This is a genomic window from endosymbiont GvMRE of Glomus versiforme, assembly GCF_003546845.1.
Window position 1 is genome coordinate 68,331 of record NZ_NWVA01000009.1, and the last position, 16,192, is coordinate 84,522.

Consider the following 16,192-nt stretch of genomic DNA (forward strand, 5'->3'; position numbering starts at 1 on the left):
TGATAAAAATGGTTCCTAAAGAAATATTAAATTATAGTGCTGATTGACGTGATGATAATGATAATATTCTTTTAACCAATCCGTCATCAGAGATTGTTAATGACAATGAAATTAGTGTAAAAAGAACGAAGAAGAGAAAAAATATTACTCATGAAACAAAGGATCTCAAATCAAAAAAGATTTGCTTAGAAAGAAACAAAAAAAGAAAAAAAAATGAAGAAAATTTTGAAGATAAAGAAGAGATAAAAAAGAGAAGAGTAGGTAACTTAATAACTAAAGATACTACAGATAACGAAGAAGAAAATGACTACGATATATTAAAAATCAGAATCAATGATGAGAAAGAAACGTCATTTTTCGAAACTATAAAAAGTGTAAAAAATTTTTTAGCTAAAAAATTTTTTACAGAAACATACAATGAAACAACCGAAACATATAATTTAAAAGACGAAAGTTATCTTCATCAAAATTATCAGAAAATAGAAAATATTGAAAAAAAATTAATTTCAAAAAAAGCACGATTTTCTAATAAAGAACAAAAAAACAAAGAAAGATATTTAGAGCTAACTACAATCCGTGACCAATGACTGAAACTTGATACCAAAAATGAAAAAACACCAGAAGGAAAAGAAATTTTTGAGGTATATAAACAACATAGTGATGTTTATTACGAAAAGGTTAGGAAAATTTCAAACCTAAATGAAAAAATAATTTTACTAGAAAGGCAAATTATAGAAATTAAAGAAAAATGTAATCTATATAAAAAACAACAAGAACACCAGTCTAAAATTGAAATTTTTCCCGCTTTTAATTCTAAATTATGAAAATAATATAATAAAAAAAAACAAATTTTTACAGAACAAAAGTGTGACCAAATCAATTATTTTTTCTTTTAAGTCGCGCTGGTTACACTTAAATTTGGTTATTTTTTACTATTACTTCCTGCATTAATTTTAATGCTTTAAACTTTAAAATAGTGGTGAAACTAACAGAATTAAGCTAAACAATAAAAAATGCGAGCAATTGTGATATCATAATATTATAACAATAGCCTTTTTTTTATCAATTGTTCATTTGTTGTAGTTATGTATTTTTATAGAGAAGTTTGAAAAAGAGAATGTTTCTATAAAAATCAGTCGTTTTTTTGCTTTATTTTTGACAAATACAATTATGAAATATTACTCTTAACAAAACAAAATTAAAACACAATAATTATGAAAACCTTTGCTATTTTTGCATTATAATTAAGGATGTAAAGGGGAAGATATTTATCGAATATACTTTTTATATATTATGACAAAACATGTATATTATTCAAAATCTATCCTAAGGTAAAGATGTTTGTCTCGTCTCATGAATTAATTGAAACGGCAAAGTAAAAGGAATACTCTTAAATAGAGACTATATTTTAAGGTTCTATTCAGCATATTCAGCAACATGGATTACTGTGGTTAAAAAGAGGTTTTGAAATAATTTTTATAACAAGAAATGAATAAAAATGCAACGAAAAAAATTATTAGAAAAGCATAATTTAGACATTAATAATTTGTTATAGATAACAATAAATAATATCTTTAAGATTTAAGAAAAATTATGTACAAGTTTACAACATATGTTGAAGTGTAAAACATATTTTATCTATAAGAAAGGTTTTCCCGCCATGCTATGGAATTGATTACTACGATGGTGTACTATTAAGCTATTGTTAAACTATTTGGAACAAGATAAATGAAATGAAGAACCATTGACCGCCCTCTAGCAATCAATGCTAAGGTTTATAAGAATCATTTTTTCCAATGGATTTTACAAAAATTTTATAAATAGGAATTGTGTCAAAAGACAAGACTTAATTTGAATCTAAAAAGGATTATTATATATTTCTTACGGATTAGGTTTTTTAACTATTTAAGAATTATTTATACTTGACATTGAAATAGAAATTGATAAAAATTTCTATCTATAATTGCGCAAACAATTGATTTACATAAACCAAAATCTGTGATAAATCACTTTATTAGTTTTTTTTCATAAATTATTCCTTCTCCTTCTCTTCCTATTATACAACGTATAGCTGGCTCATAGTAACGTATGAACAATTAATAGATTTTTATACGTAGTAGTGATTTTTTTTTTTAATCAAATTAATAAATATTTAGTCTGAAGTCTGGAAAATATTAGCTGTTTATGTATATTTTAGATATTTTTAGTCTTAGTATAAATAAAGATATAATTAACCAATTTCACTTAAATACATATGAAAGAGATGTATTTCATACAATCGTATAAATAACAATAAACAAACATTTTTTACTTTTTATAGATTGCATTTTGTGTAAATCTTACAACGAAAATTTAAATTGTTCACGGTTTTGTTTTAGGAAAAAAATTTATTACAAATTACGGAACACAAACATTAAATCATTAGAGAAATCATACTTTACTAAAGCATTTTTTTTAGCTTAAAACAGTGCATAAAAAAAAAAATCGCTTCCATGTTCTTAGTTTTTGTCAGTAAATTGCAAAAGTTACGTTCTCATAATGAAAGGAACTAGGGTTCTTGCACTATGTGTAATTAAAATTATTAGCATAAATTCTTTTGTATTTCTCAATTAAATATTTTTGTTTGTTACTTACATTTCAACTAAACCTATAAATCTGAAGTTTTCTATCTCTAAGTCTAATATTTGCACCAAAATGTCATCCAAGTATAAAGAAGCCGCGATATTTATTGCAATCAAAATCATCCTTCTTGCGCTTTCTTATTGACTGTTAAAACCATTGATTCAGTATTACTTTAAAGATATTTGTTTGATTTCAAAATGTTTATCTTTTTGAAAAAAGGTAGTTAAAAGTACGTTTTTACTCTTATTCTTATTATCAAGTAATAAATTACAAAATTTATGAATCTTTCTTACTATAATACTTTCTTCATATTCTTTATAAATAAGAATAAACTTAGAAATAAACAAAATAAACGTGTTATAGTAAAACGAGATAAGTACCAGAGGGAAGTAAAAATCTTACTAAAAGTTCTGTATCTACGCATAAAACGTTCGAACAATTAAATTGTCTGAGTATTACTAACTAAATTTCTTTTATAGTCTGATCAGCGAGCAGACCTTACTTTGTTATTTTCTTTCTCTTTCTAAAACAATAATTAGTAATTTCTTTCACAATAATAACTCTAGAAGTTGCTATTGTTGAATCAATCCCCTACTCCAATTCCTATTTTAAACTGCAGTTTTTTCTTTTTTTCACTTATTTTTAGATTCGTTATCCATGTTTCGTTAAGTTAGTGAACAAAAAGTTAACTAAAAAAAGACAACTCACTTTTTTGCTTTTATGACCACGAGTATGAAGAATAGATAAAAACAAGACTAGTTCTTTTTAAAAGAAATGCAAACAATTTAAATTTTATCTTCGTGAGATTTTAGAAGATAATCTTAAGATAAAGATCTAAAAGAAATTACTATGTTTGTGCTATAAATACTGACTAAGTGTTAATCATGAATATTTATGATGCTAGATTTGTAAAAATATTTTTTAGCACTGAAAATATTACACAAAGCTCATTTTTTTTCTTTTTTGATTTGTGTTCCTAAAATCATCTTGAAGCGTCAGGATTAAATACTGCAAAAAAAACGGACTTATTTTCTTTTTAATAAAGGCAATTATCGGATTAAAAAGCTTCCTCGATATATTATGATGAGAAAAGAACATTCTGATATTAGCAAATATTGCCTCTTGAAAGTAATAGGAAAAAAATGGGAAGAAGAAACAGAAGAAGTCAAGGATAGATTCAAAAAATTGGCAGAAGATAAAAAGTCAGAAAATGAAACAAATTGCCCAAATTATAAATATCATCAATTCCGCAATAATACTAGAAAGAAAGAAAAAACAGATTGAAAGAAAATAAAAATTTAATACTAATAATCTTCCACTATTATTAATTCAACCAATTATTTTGGAAAGAATTAATAAAGATTTTTCATCCGTTTGTTGATGTTTTATCTCTATTGTCAATTCTAAATGAGTAGTAACAATATTTCGATTCTGTAACTAATATTTAAAAAATTTAGGCTGTGATTTAAGCTTTATTTTTCTAATTCAATAACAATATTTTTAAATTAAATTTATTTTATTTTATCTTTGAAACAGAAATACTATCCATATAAAAGAGTATATTATTTAAAAAAGAGCAGGAATTTTATCTTTTAGGAGTTGTCAAACAAGATAATTTTCATATTTTAATAGTAATTAGTTATTTCGTAATAATCGTTCATTCAGAGAATAAATGGGCTAAATGTACAAAATTTGACAACCTGCCACAAGTTTTATGACTAGACTAAGCACTTCAAAAATGGATTGAATAATTATTTTAAATTATGGATTTATAAGCAATAATCGTCTAGTTTCTGATTATTAATAATAGCGGTACATTTGTTTGCTTATTTATGCTTTTCTAATAAAATTTTGTTGTTTCTTCTTTCTTAGAAAGAAGCAAATTTATTAGTAAGATTTACAAACTTAGACAACAAAGAGATTTCTTAATGATACTTATGTACCATCTTCATTTGCATTTTTTCATTTTATTATAAATACTTCTAAATTTCAGTTCTTTTCAATTTTTATCATATTGATGATTTGCTTTCCTTTGGAAATATCTCATTGGATTTTCTACTTTGATTTAATTGTTAATTTTTACACATATAAATTATGACGGAGAATTTTACTTCAGAACAAATGCAAAAAATTCAGCAAGAATTGCAAGAATTTGACTATGCGGTTTGAATTTTTTGATTTTTTTTTTGATAGCTTTCTTTTGCTTTTTTCATTAGTGTTTATGACGTTTTGTTCATATTTTAATTTAGATTATACCTAAACTATCGAAAGCTTCAATTGATGGAATTGACAAGATGCACGTAAAGCTTTTTATATGCACAGCGCCACAAGAACAATCAGAAAACAAAAGAATTACAATAATTTCTAGGGAAAATAACTATCCTATGTTATCTAACAGTCCAGAACAACTATCATCATTGAGAAATATGATAAATGGAGAAAAAGCATACACTTTTTTTTCTAATTCTGTTCTGCCAACACCAAACATATTAGATGTTTATAAAGTAGCGACAGAACAAATAAAATTATTTTGCCAGCATCAAGCAGGATGTTATACAGCATTAGAAGACGAATTCAAGAGCGATAGAATTTCTCGTTTGCTTGATTTAAAACTTATTAACTCTAAAAAAATTATTGAAGATATTATTATACCATTTATTCGACATAATGCTTGTCAAACAATGAAGGCGTACCTTAGTTATAAAAATTTGCCATTACCTAATAGTCCACAGGATTATGCAGAATGTTTAGTCAATTTTATGTTTGACGAGTTTAGTTCTCCACTAAAAATCTTTTTACCCAAGAAAGTTACAAACACTTAATTGTTTTTTTTACTTTCATTTTTTTTGCTAATTCATCTAAATTAATTTTTTTTTCTTTTTGAATTTTTCAAATAAAACCTTTGTTTTTTTTGTATTTTGGAATAATATGGATATGAAAATGAGGAATGCTTTGATAAGCAACTTGTTTTTTTATATCCTCATTCATATTGCTAATAAAATTAAATCCTTGAACTCCTGGAAAAGTTTTTTGAATTTTTCTAACCACTTTTTTAAGAAGAGGTAAAATACTATTTCAGTCTGCTTGTTTCAATCCTATGATATTTTTGGCGCACCTTTTAGTAATTATCAGAATGTGTCCCTCGCTAGCAGGATTAATATCTAAAAATGATAGACAATGACTATCTTCAGCTATTATGTAAGCAGAAACTTGTTTTTCAACGATTTGGCAAAATGGACAAATTTTTCTCATATAACAAAAATTTACTTAAATAATACTATTTTAAAACAAATTATTAAATAAAAACCTTTTATATGAAAAAAGTTTTCAACATTCCGAAAAGGGTTAATGTTAATTCGGCTAAAATCCGTAATTTTTCGATTATTGCTCATATCGATCATGGCAAATCGACTTTAGCTGACCGCTTATTAGAAAAAACTAACCTAAAAAATAGCAACCAAACTCTAGAAAGAGTACTTGATGGTTTTTTTCATAGACAATGTTAATAAGTATTAGAGATATTTATCAAAACCCTGAAGAACTAAGTAAACTAGAAAAAATAAAAGTGAGCGGATGGGTAAAAACATTTAGTCATAAAAAAAAGTTTATTAAAATTAACGATGGTTCAACTTTGGATGATTTACAAATAGTCATTTCCCAAAATAATTTTTTTCAGGCAGATTTATTAAAAAAAATAAATTTTGCTAGTAGTTTATCAGTAAAGGGAAAATTGGTTCTTACTTCTGAAAGAGAACAACCTTGTGAATTAAAAGAGGTAGAAATTGAATTTGTCAATTCTGCTGAAGAAAGTTATCCCTTACAAAAACAAAATATTCCACTAAAAACAGTTCGTGATTATCCTCATTTACGAACCAAAACTTATTATTTTTTGACCCTTTTTCGCCTTCGTCATAGTATTAGCAAATCCATTCACGATTTTTTTCACCAACAAGGATTTTATTATGTTCCTACTCCAATTATTACGAGTAATGATACTGAAGGAGCAGGAGAAACTTTTAACATTACTACTGATGAAGAAGAGCCTTTTTTTTCTAAGCCAGTCAAACTAACCGTCAGCGGGCAATTACAAGCCGAAGCCTTAGCTCAGGGGTTAGGAAAAGTTTATACTTTTAGTCCTTGTTTTCGAGCGGAAAAATCTCACACTACCCGCCATTTAGCCGAGTTTTGAATGGTCGAACCCGAAATGGTTTTTGCTGACTTAGGAGAAATAACTGATTTAGCAGAAAAAATGGTAAAATATGTGATAAATTATATTCTTGACAATAATGGTACTGAATTAAAAAAAATAGAAAATTATGATGAGGAAAACAAAAAAGAGATAATTAATGAATTAAAAAACATTGTTATTAGTGAGTTTGAGAGAATTGACTACACCCGCGCCATTGAAATATTAAAAGAGAAAAAAGAGAATTTTGTTTTTAATGATATTAAATGAGGAATGGATTTACAATCCGAACACGAGAAATATTTATGTCAACATTTTGATAATAGCCCAATTTTTATTACTGATTATCCAGCCGGTTTAAAGGCTTTTTATATGAAAAATAATCCCGATGAAAAAACTGTCGCCTGCTTCGATTTATTATTTCCCGAAATTGGGGAGTTAATTGGTGGCAGTGTCCGTGAGGACAATTATAACATTTTGCAAGAAAAAGCCCGCAAAACAGGTTTAGATATAAATAATTTAAGTTGATATTTTGACTTGCGAAAATACGGATATGCTCCTAGTGCCGGTTTTGGTCTTGGTTTAGAAAGATTAATCATGTTTATCAGTGGTACCGAAAATATTCGGGACACAATTGCTTTTCCAAGACTTCACAGCAAATTAAGTTACTAGCAAAAAAAAAAATTGATATGAAGTAATTTATCATGTTATCTCTATCTCCTTATTATAAAAGTAATCTACAATAACAATAGTGTAAGTAAATGGATTGTTCAGTCTGCCGAAAACAAACGCTGCACAGACAATAAATATTTCTTTATAAATTAACGCAAAAAATATTGTTAAAGACAAAATGGCTCATAATAAACTAATTAGTTTCTGCCTAAAAGTTCCTAAAAAAATTGCAGAGCTACGCAAAGAGCTTGAAAAAACTGACGATCCTATTCGTGCTTCCCAAATAAATGAAATATTTAAAGGAATCTTTGCCGACAAAAATCTTGAAAACGCTAAAATACCGTACGAAATTACCTTCAAACAACGCGAGTATTTGAAAAAATTAGAGAAAAGAATAGTTGATGAAATCATCAAAGTAATAGAAAAGTCAGAAACAAATAAAAGAGAGCTAAAAGAAGAAGCAAAAAGACCAAGAGATTACTCAAAAACGATCAAACAAAACAAAAAAGAGGCAATTATTGAAAAAATTAGTGAACTAACTAGAGAATATTTTCAACCTCTTTCTGGTTTTGAGGAATTAAAATATCCTTTCCAAAGAATAATTTTAATGAAAGAATTCCCTCAACTTATTAGTAATTATAATTTATGTGTTGACAACATATTAAATACTTTTTTAGATGAGGATTTCACTGAAAATGAGTGCAAATTATTTTGGTTTGCTGAAAGGATTCAAGAATAAAAAAAGTTAAGAACTTTTTAAATTAATTTTCTAAATTAGTTTTTTCGTTCACATTTTTTTGCAAGAAAACAACCGGGTTTAAAAATAGTAATAAAACAAAAACAAGTTGATAACAACAAGTATTTTGTTGATATTATCTTCCTAGTTACATTAGAATTAAAATTATTCATTTTAATGCTTTAAACTTTAAAATAGTGGTGAAACTAACAGAATTAAGCTAAACAATAAAAAATGCGAGCAATTGTTTTTTTACGGTGATCAACCTACAAAACATTTATTTTTTGTAATCTCTTCCTAATTTTATCAGCATTAAGATATTCACCTTTATCTCTTAATTCTCGCCATTTCTTAATCAGTAGTTTAGTTGATGAATCATAAGTGCTTAGACTAAAATTAAATCCTAATATATTAGAAATGAATCAAAAATTACTAACAGACTCCTGTATTTCTCCTTTGTTTATTTCTTTTTTGTTAATATTTTTGTTAAGAAAATTAATAATTTTTCTTAGGTCATATAAAACGTAGGCAGTGTTGAGATTTTTCAACAGTCTGGCAATTACTTCTTCGCTTTTTTTTGTTTTTTTTTTTTTTATTTTTATATTTTCCGTATAAAAATAAAAGTTTATTTTTTTTAATAGGTTCTTTATTTTTTTTACATAATCTATCGCTTGTCTAATCAACTCTGTATTTAAATTGATTACTTGTTTATAACTACTATTTAAGATTAAGTATCGCAAAGTATTAGGGTCATATTTTCTGGCAAATTGCTCCGCTAAGATAACATTGCTCAATGATTTAGACATCTTTTTTTTTTGTCAGTGAATATGAGAAACATGAAATCAAATTTTGCTTAATTCTTTATTATTATGAGTTAAATATTGTATTCTTTCATTTTCATGATGAGGAAACAATAAGTCATTACCACCACCATGAATATCAATAGTTTTACCTTGAAAAAGTTCATTGATGAAGGCAGCGCATTCAGCATGTCATCCTGGCCTTCCTGTTCCTCAAGGCGAGTTTCAAACGATTCCTTTTGTAGTTTTTTTTCAAAGCACAAAGTCTTTGTTATTTTTTTTATTTTCTGAAGCTAATCCTTCTATGTTTTTTAATTTTTCAAGATTCTGACCAGAAAGTTTACCATATTCATTGACTTTTTCAATACTAAAAAAAACTTCTCCTGCTTGCTGATAGGCAACGTTATTTTTTAATAAATTGTTAATAAATTTTTGTACTTGAGGAATATAATTAGTTACTCGTGGCAAATGAGTGGGGAGCAGAACGTTATAAAGAGTCAAATTAGCAAGATATGATTGAATATAGTAATCACTAATTTGTTTTTCGCTTTTTTCTACTTTTTGTGCTTTAGCAATAATTTTATCATCTATATCAGTAATGTTTTGAACATAATTCACCTTAACCTTTAAGTGTAACAAAAGACGATAAAGAACGTCAAAAATAATCACTGGGCGTAAATTACCAACATGAATATGATCATAGACGGTTGGACCGCATAGGTAAATATTAATAATTTGGCCAGGATTGATTTCCAGTGCAGTTAATTTATTTTCTAAACTATTAAATAACTGAAGTTTCATTTACGTTGCGGATACTTTAAATATCAATAAATTTAATTTTAGAAATGAAAACAAATGACAAAGAATTAAACAAAATGAAAAACTCTAAAAACTCTATTGCAAACATAAAAAGAAACACACAAATATTAATTAAAAATAAGTTTTTTTAGTACAATTTTATCATATTTAGTAATGTCGATATCAAATGTTGGTTCTAGTGTAGAAAGTGGCAGCAAATTTGTTTCATTCAAAGATAGACTATTGTTATGGGAATTACGAGGACAAAATGTTCCAACAGATGGTTTTATTTTATATTTTCTAGGTTTATAAGCATAGTAAGGATAAACTTTTTTATGGACCTTTATAGATAGAGAGGCCATAAATGCGTAGATATTTTTAATATCTTCTTTTTCTTGTTTCCAACCCATTGAAGCCATTTTTGAAATATGACCAACTTTAGAAGCTGTTTTTCTTCCGTGTGTCTGAATAAATTTAGCTTGAAATATTCTTCTGTAGATGATAAAAGTGTTCAAGGGTCGAGGCACCATTACTTTGTTCTTTTTATCAAGTTTTGGAATTGAATAAACCAATTCCTCAATTTGTAAGCTTAAATGTGAATCATTAAGATAGTTGATAGTCTTTAAATAAAGTTCTTGGTTTCTTTCTTCAGTTATTATTTGTTCGATTATTTTCTTCGAGTTTGACAGAGAATATTGAGACCGAAATGAAGAATTTTTCTGCATCGCTTTCAAAGAAAATTTTTTTGACAGAAAAAAATTTTTCAAATAAGTTAATTTCTCTCTCCTATTTTATAATTTCCCGCATTGCCAATGAACAATGAACGAAACCTTTTTACAATCTTTTGTAACAAAGCACTTATTAAATTTTTTTAATATTTCTTCATTGTTAACTTATTGTTTCACATATTTCTTTTATTCTTTAACAATCCATAATTGTTTCATTAATTCAAAACTGCTTGATAGGCAAAATTGTTTCCAAATCTTTCTACTAAAGGACTATAATATTCTAGTCATAAATGATATTTATTTTCTCTTAGCAAATAAACGTTTCTTTTTAATCTTTTATCGCTATTGCACCACAACCATTTTACCAACCTATTTCTTACACCTCGTGGACAATTTTTTTTTAACTCTAATCCTAGTATATATGTAGGGATATTATTCTTCTTCATGAGCAAAATCTTTATAACTAGTAGCTTTGATAATTTGCAAACAATAATATACAAAATAATAATGAATACAATCAATTATCCTAACTGTTTTGTTATTATTTCAAAATAAGACTAATAAATGATTTTTACTAGAAAAGACAACGGTTTTTGTTAAAATGAATTACCTAACTTTATATATTGTCTAGTTGATAAAGCCATTAGATTATAAAGTTTTCTGATTTTCTCGAAATAACTCGTTCTCTTTTTTTAAACTATTAATATATTTTAAGCTATCTAGTAACAATGTCCCTCGTCGAAAATTAATCTCAACTTTTAATTTTTTTTTGTCCATTAATTCTTTAAGATATAGCAAAGCTTGATTGTCTAAAATGCTTCCATTTAAAGGATTATTTTCAAGATTGATATAATTTAGATTAGAGAAAGTTGTCAACAAACGAGAAAAATCCAAAGTTTCTATTTCATTACCAAATAAATTAACACCTTCTAATTGCATTCTGTTTGGCAAATTAAACAAAAAATTTAAATCAGTAAATTTATTGTTAGAAATATCGATAGTTTTCAAATTAGTAAAACCTTCTAAATTTATCTTCCCTGCATAACATCAGTTGCTTAAATCAAGATGCTGCATATTTTTTTTATTTGTTAACGAATCAATATGATTTTGAATATTTTTTGTCATAAAATTAATTTTAGTAATGAAATTATATTATGGAAATTATCAGCATTAAAAAGACTATTGTTGCTCTAGTAACTGCGCCTGTTACTCAAAATGTTGCTCTGGTTAGAATTTCTGGTTCTCTTTCTTATTCAATTATCGCTAAAATTTTTGATCGTTCTCTACCAAAATATTCACAAAAAGAACCACGATTAATTTTTGGTAGGATTATTGATTCTCAGCAAAAAATTGTTGATGAAGTATTATTGCTCTGTTTTTACAAACCCCGCTCTTTTACCGGCGAAGACGTAGTAGAAATTAGTTGTCATGGTAATCTATTTGTTGTTAATCAGATATTACAATTAATTTTAGAAAATGGAGCCGAGTTAGCCCAAGCAGGAGAGTTTACCAAACAAGCCTTTTTTAATAGGAAATTAAACTTAGTTCAAGCCAACGCGATAAATGATTTAATTCGGGCTCCTAGTCTTGAAGGAACCAGATTAGCTCTTCACAATTTAAGTTCTGAAAGTCAAAAAGAATTAGAGGTTATTGAAAACGAATTACTAGATGTTATCGCTACCATTAAAGTCAATATTGATTATCCTGAATATGACGGAGTAGAATACTTAACGGGCAAAAAAGTTTTGCCACGCTTAACTAAATTAGTAGAGAAATTAAAAAGTGTTAAAGAAAGCGGTAAAAAAGCCGGTGTTTTTCAAGAAGGATTAAAAGTAGCCATTGTTGGCAAGCCGAATGTTGGTAAATCAACGCTTTTAAATGCCTTATTACAAGAAGAAAAAGCCATTGTTTCTCCTATTGCTGGCACTACTCGCGACATAGTTGAAGCCCGTTATAATTTAAATGGTGTTCCTTTAACTTTGTTAGACACGGCCGGCATTCATGAAACCAAAGATATAGTAGAAAAAATTGGAGTAGAAAGAAGTTTACAAGCCTTAGAAAAGGCCAAAATTATTTTTTTTTTAGTGGATAATTCTTGCCCGTGGAGTCAAGCAGAGGAAAGTATTTTTCAAAAAATCAAAGACAAAAATCATTTAGTTATTATTAATAAAATAGACCAAGAAAATAAATTACAACTTCCTAACTATATTTGCTCCGTCGAAAACTCTCGTTTTTCCCACAAAAAGATATTAAAAATTAGTGCTAAAAATAAGCAATTAGCCGAATTAGAAACCAAAATTAATGAACTGTTTGCTAGTGATTTAATAAATAATCTTTCTCCTTATCCCTATTTAAGTCAGAGTTGACAGCAAGCCAAGTTAACTAAACTTATTCAACAGTTAGAAACAGTGGTTAGTGAACTAAAAAAAGAAACTTATTTGGATGCCTTATGTGGTGATTTAGAAGTCAGTTATAAATTAGTTAAGGAGTTGAGCGGCAAGGAGTATAATGAGGACTTATTAGATATTATTTTTAGTAAATTTTGTTTAGGAAAATAATAAAAGCTTGTTTTAAAGTAAACAGAGGTTTTTTTATCGAAAAAAAGCCTTATCAATTGGCAACTGTTACCTAAATAAAATCTCTGACGATTTATATAAAATCGCATTAATATTAAGAAATCGTTTTTCTCTTTTTATCTATAACGATAGTATTATTTTACACTAAAAAAAAGTGATATTTAAATTTACTGCCATTTAGTTCACAAGAAAAGTAGTAATCATGATCTAATTGTCGATTAATAGAGGATTTATTATCACGATATCTAAAGCATTCAAGCTTTTTGGCTATTTTTAAGATAGTCAACAATAGTAAAAAGATTGTTTAGCACATTTATCTGAGTTAAAATAATTACTGCTAGTTCTATTTTTTCATTTTTTTCAGAGAAGGATTGATTAGTTCATTATTTTTATCTAATCTCTTATTTTTGGGTAGAAACTTTGAAGTGTTTTTGTTAAACAGTTAGATAGATGTCAAAAAATATAACTGATAATTTTCCCCAAAATATTTATAATTTATGTTCTCAAATACCAAAAGGAAAAATATCTACCTATAAACTAATTGCTCAGTTCTTTTATAATTCTCCTTCATACTCCCGAATGGTGGGAAAAGTTCTAAGTCGTTGTTACAAATGCAAGCCAACTTTTGATACTCAAAACTATCATTGTGACGAAGTCCACTGTTATCGTGTTATAAGATCTGATTTCAGCCTCGGAGGATTTGTTGACAATTTTGGGAAAAATCAAACAGAAACAAAGAGAAAAAAGCTTGCCAGCGAAGGAGTATTTTTTGATAAAAAAGGCCGTCTGGTAAAAGAATTAAGAAAAAAAGTTATTTTTTTATTTGCACAAAATTCAAAAAAATAAGGAAATGCACGTTTTCTTAAAGTATTAGTTATTATAATTTTCTGCAGGAAATTCGATAAAGAGTGCTAAAAGAGTTTATTTATATATCTATCACTTTATTGAGGTTTTTTATATAAAAAACAACGAATAATTTGCTCCTTTAATTTACAGATAGAATGTTTATTTCCCAAACAGTTGATGAAGGCTTAAATTATTCCGAGAATATCATTAAAATGGTTAATTTTAATTATTTTACTTACAAAAATAATAAAGCAATTAGATATTTAGTTACTAAACATTGTGTCAGAAACAGATAAAAAACGAGTTTTTATGTAAATAAAAGATAATTATCTAATAGCAAATATAACTAAAGATACAACAAAACAATTAACGATTGTAAGTGACTCGCTTGTTTTATGTTTTTTTTTGCATTTTTCTGACTAATTCTAAGACCTTCATAGGTATGTCTTTCATTGATTCTCTATATGAAATCATTACCTCCATAACTTCACAAGGAGGTAATTTTCTCTCTGGAATTTGAGAAAGAATTTCTGCAGGAAATTCACTAGGAACATCGATTTTAGCAGAATCGTCTTCATTCATTAATTTATAAGTTTGCTTATACATTTTTTTTATTTGGTAATGAGTACAGTGATCAAGTTTCATATGAATATCCATTCTTCCAGATCTAATACAAGCACTATCGAGCTTATCTTCATAATTAGTGGTCATTATAATAATTGTCCCGTCGCTAACCATGTATCCATCCAAACACTTTAAAAATGTAGCTAAACTAAGCGCTTCGTCATTTTTGTCTGAATCTTTTTTGTCTGAATTATTTAAAAGTCTGTTTTTTTTATATTTTTCAAATCCTGCTGAACTCTTTTCGTTTCTATCAGACAAGACATCTGATTGTGTATCTATGTCTTCTAACACGATTATCTTATTTGTTCCTATCGAATTGAAAGCAGAGTTAAGTTCGCTATCTTTTTTTATATTCCGCAAATTGAGAAAACAAATGTCTCTTCTTAAGACTGAGGCCAATGCGTTAATTAATGTTGTTTTTCCTGTTCCTGCTGGTCCATAAAGTAAAATACCTTTTTTGTAAGGTTTATTGAGTTTTTTATAATACTCTTTGCTCTCTTCTTTGACAAATAGTTCTATTTCTTTCTTTATCTTTTTTTCATTTTCTTCATCTAGTACGGCTGTTTCCAATCCTTCTATATTTATTTTCTCGGACAGATCAAATCTTTTAGAAAATCCCAGTACTTTTGTCTTACGCCATAAATTGCCTGAATAATCGTAAACTGCACAACATAAATCCTGCTCCATGTATTCTATAACTGTTTTTTCAATAAACTTGGTAACGTCTTTAATGTTATGCTTAGATCCTTTTATCGTGGAGATAAATATTGATGGCATTGGATTAACAAGTCCTCCTCCTAAGATGCTATTGTTACTAAGTGTAACCTTATTTTTAAGTTTATCCAATTCGTCTTCTTCCATTTTAAGACATATTTTGAATTGTTTATTGCCGAATTTGTCAAGAATAAAAACAACTTGTTTATTCTCTGGCAAAATCCCGATTTTTGGCACTTCTTTTTCACATATGCCTAAACTATCAGAGGTTGATAAAGTTCTAGCTATAAAATTTCCTTTATTACTTGCTTTGATATTTTTTGAAATTTTCCATGTGATAGCAGTAGCTACGGGGTTAGGTGATTGACTATATCCATGAGGATTGGTCATATAATATTCTACTTTTATTGTCACTTTTTCTTGACCCCAGAATGAAACTTTAACGATAGATTTTAGTTCAATATATAAGGACGTAAAAAAAACGGTAACTACTGAAGCTAGAAAAGTAACCAAAAACATATCTACTGCCATTATTCCTGGCAAATATGTCCCTATTTTTATGGGTAACCAAGCTATCAAAAGAGATTGAATCTGGTTTTTAGAGAATAAATCAGTCAACTGTTTGAATAAATCTAAATATTCAGACATATTTTCTTAGTTACAGAATTCAATCAAAAAAATATTACTATCTTCCGTTTCCTATCAAAACAAATATTAAGCCTTATATAAGTTTTCTACTGTTATAATATATTTGCAGTTACAGAGTGAATATAAAAGACAATTTTCTTAAAAATCATGTCTATAACTTGTCAAAATTACGAATAATATCTAAAATAATGTAGAACAATACGATGTTTTATTTTTTTGCCAAGTAACTTGATAAAGAATTT

14 protein-coding genes are annotated in these 16,192 nt (G+C 27.1%); 8 read left to right on the forward strand and 6 right to left on the reverse strand.

Annotated elements, in window-relative coordinates:
• Positions 1–8: 8 nt before the first annotated feature.
• From GvMRE_RS11020 to GvMRE_RS11030, 3 genes are all read left to right on the forward strand, one after another.
• Positions 9–830, forward strand: a complete 822-nt coding sequence (locus GvMRE_RS11020) for a hypothetical protein (RefSeq protein ID WP_147411297.1) — start codon at positions 9–11, stop codon at positions 828–830.
• Positions 831–3,702: 2,872 nt separating this feature from the next.
• Positions 3,703–3,924: an HMG-box domain-containing protein gene (locus tag GvMRE_RS11025; protein ID WP_147411298.1), complete on the forward strand. Its 222-nt coding sequence runs from the start codon at positions 3,703–3,705 to the stop codon at positions 3,922–3,924.
• Between the two features lie 1,124 nt (positions 3,925–5,048).
• Positions 5,049–5,444: a hypothetical protein gene (locus GvMRE_RS11030; RefSeq protein ID WP_147411299.1), complete on the forward strand. Its 396-nt coding sequence runs from the start codon at positions 5,049–5,051 to the stop codon at positions 5,442–5,444.
• On the opposite strand, the gene GvMRE_RS11035 is transcribed toward GvMRE_RS11030, so the two are convergent.
• Positions 5,431–5,874, reverse strand: coding sequence for an HIT family protein (locus GvMRE_RS11035; RefSeq protein WP_147411300.1), 444 nt, complete (start codon positions 5,872–5,874; stop codon positions 5,431–5,433). The genes GvMRE_RS11030 and GvMRE_RS11035 overlap by 14 nt on opposite strands.
• Positions 5,875–5,936: 62 nt before the next feature.
• Between GvMRE_RS11035 and GvMRE_RS11040 the strand changes: the two genes are divergently transcribed.
• The 3 genes from GvMRE_RS11040 to GvMRE_RS11050 all read left to right on the forward strand — a co-directional run bounded on the left by GvMRE_RS11040 (position 5,937) and on the right by GvMRE_RS11050 (position 8,219).
• Positions 5,937–6,128: a GTP-binding protein gene (locus GvMRE_RS11040; RefSeq protein ID WP_425451145.1), complete on the forward strand. Its 192-nt coding sequence runs from the start codon at positions 5,937–5,939 to the stop codon at positions 6,126–6,128.
• Positions 6,122–7,480, forward strand: a complete 1,359-nt coding sequence (asnS, locus tag GvMRE_RS11045) for an asparagine--tRNA ligase (protein ID WP_147411301.1) — start codon at positions 6,122–6,124, stop codon at positions 7,478–7,480. Before GvMRE_RS11040 ends, asnS begins: the two co-directional genes overlap by 7 nt.
• Before the next feature lie 178 nt (positions 7,481–7,658).
• Entirely contained in the window at positions 7,659–8,219 is a 561-nt protein-coding gene (locus GvMRE_RS11050) for a hypothetical protein (protein WP_147411302.1), read from the forward strand.
• A 263-nt stretch (positions 8,220–8,482) separates the two neighbouring features.
• Here the strand turns inward: GvMRE_RS11050 and cysS are convergent, their stop codons facing one another.
• From cysS to GvMRE_RS11070, 4 genes are all read right to left on the reverse strand, one after another.
• Positions 8,483–9,817 carry a cysteine--tRNA ligase gene (gene cysS, locus GvMRE_RS11055; protein WP_147411303.1) on the reverse strand — a complete coding sequence of 445 codons (1,335 nt, stop codon included), beginning with the start codon at positions 9,815–9,817 and terminating at the stop codon, positions 8,483–8,485.
• Between the two features lie 125 nt (positions 9,818–9,942).
• On the reverse strand, positions 9,943–10,539 hold the full coding sequence (locus GvMRE_RS11060; protein WP_245939650.1) for an HMG-box domain-containing protein: 597 nt from the start codon (positions 10,537–10,539) through the stop codon (positions 9,943–9,945).
• 218 nt (positions 10,540–10,757) lie between these two features.
• Positions 10,758–10,988, reverse strand: coding sequence for a hypothetical protein (locus GvMRE_RS11065; RefSeq protein ID WP_147411295.1), 231 nt, complete (start codon positions 10,986–10,988; stop codon positions 10,758–10,760).
• Between the two features lie 202 nt (positions 10,989–11,190).
• Positions 11,191–11,667 (reverse strand): hypothetical protein, encoded by a 477-nt coding sequence (locus GvMRE_RS11070; protein ID WP_147411305.1) that lies wholly within the window; start codon positions 11,665–11,667, stop codon positions 11,191–11,193.
• A 29-nt stretch (positions 11,668–11,696) separates the two neighbouring features.
• On the opposite strand from GvMRE_RS11070, the gene mnmE reads away from it, so the two are divergent.
• Entirely contained in the window at positions 11,697–13,100 is a 1,404-nt protein-coding gene (gene mnmE, locus GvMRE_RS11075; protein WP_147411306.1) for a tRNA uridine-5-carboxymethylaminomethyl(34) synthesis GTPase MnmE, read from the forward strand.
• Positions 13,101–13,568: 468 nt separating this feature from the next.
• Positions 13,569–13,964: an MGMT family protein gene (locus GvMRE_RS11080; protein WP_147411307.1), complete on the forward strand. Its 396-nt coding sequence runs from the start codon at positions 13,569–13,571 to the stop codon at positions 13,962–13,964.
• A 393-nt stretch (positions 13,965–14,357) separates the two neighbouring features.
• On the opposite strand, the gene GvMRE_RS11085 is transcribed toward GvMRE_RS11080, so the two are convergent.
• A complete protein-coding gene (locus tag GvMRE_RS11085; RefSeq protein ID WP_147411308.1) occupies positions 14,358–15,950 on the reverse strand; it encodes an AAA family ATPase in 1,593 nt (530 codons plus the stop codon).
• Between the last annotated feature and the right edge of the window lie 242 nt (positions 15,951–16,192).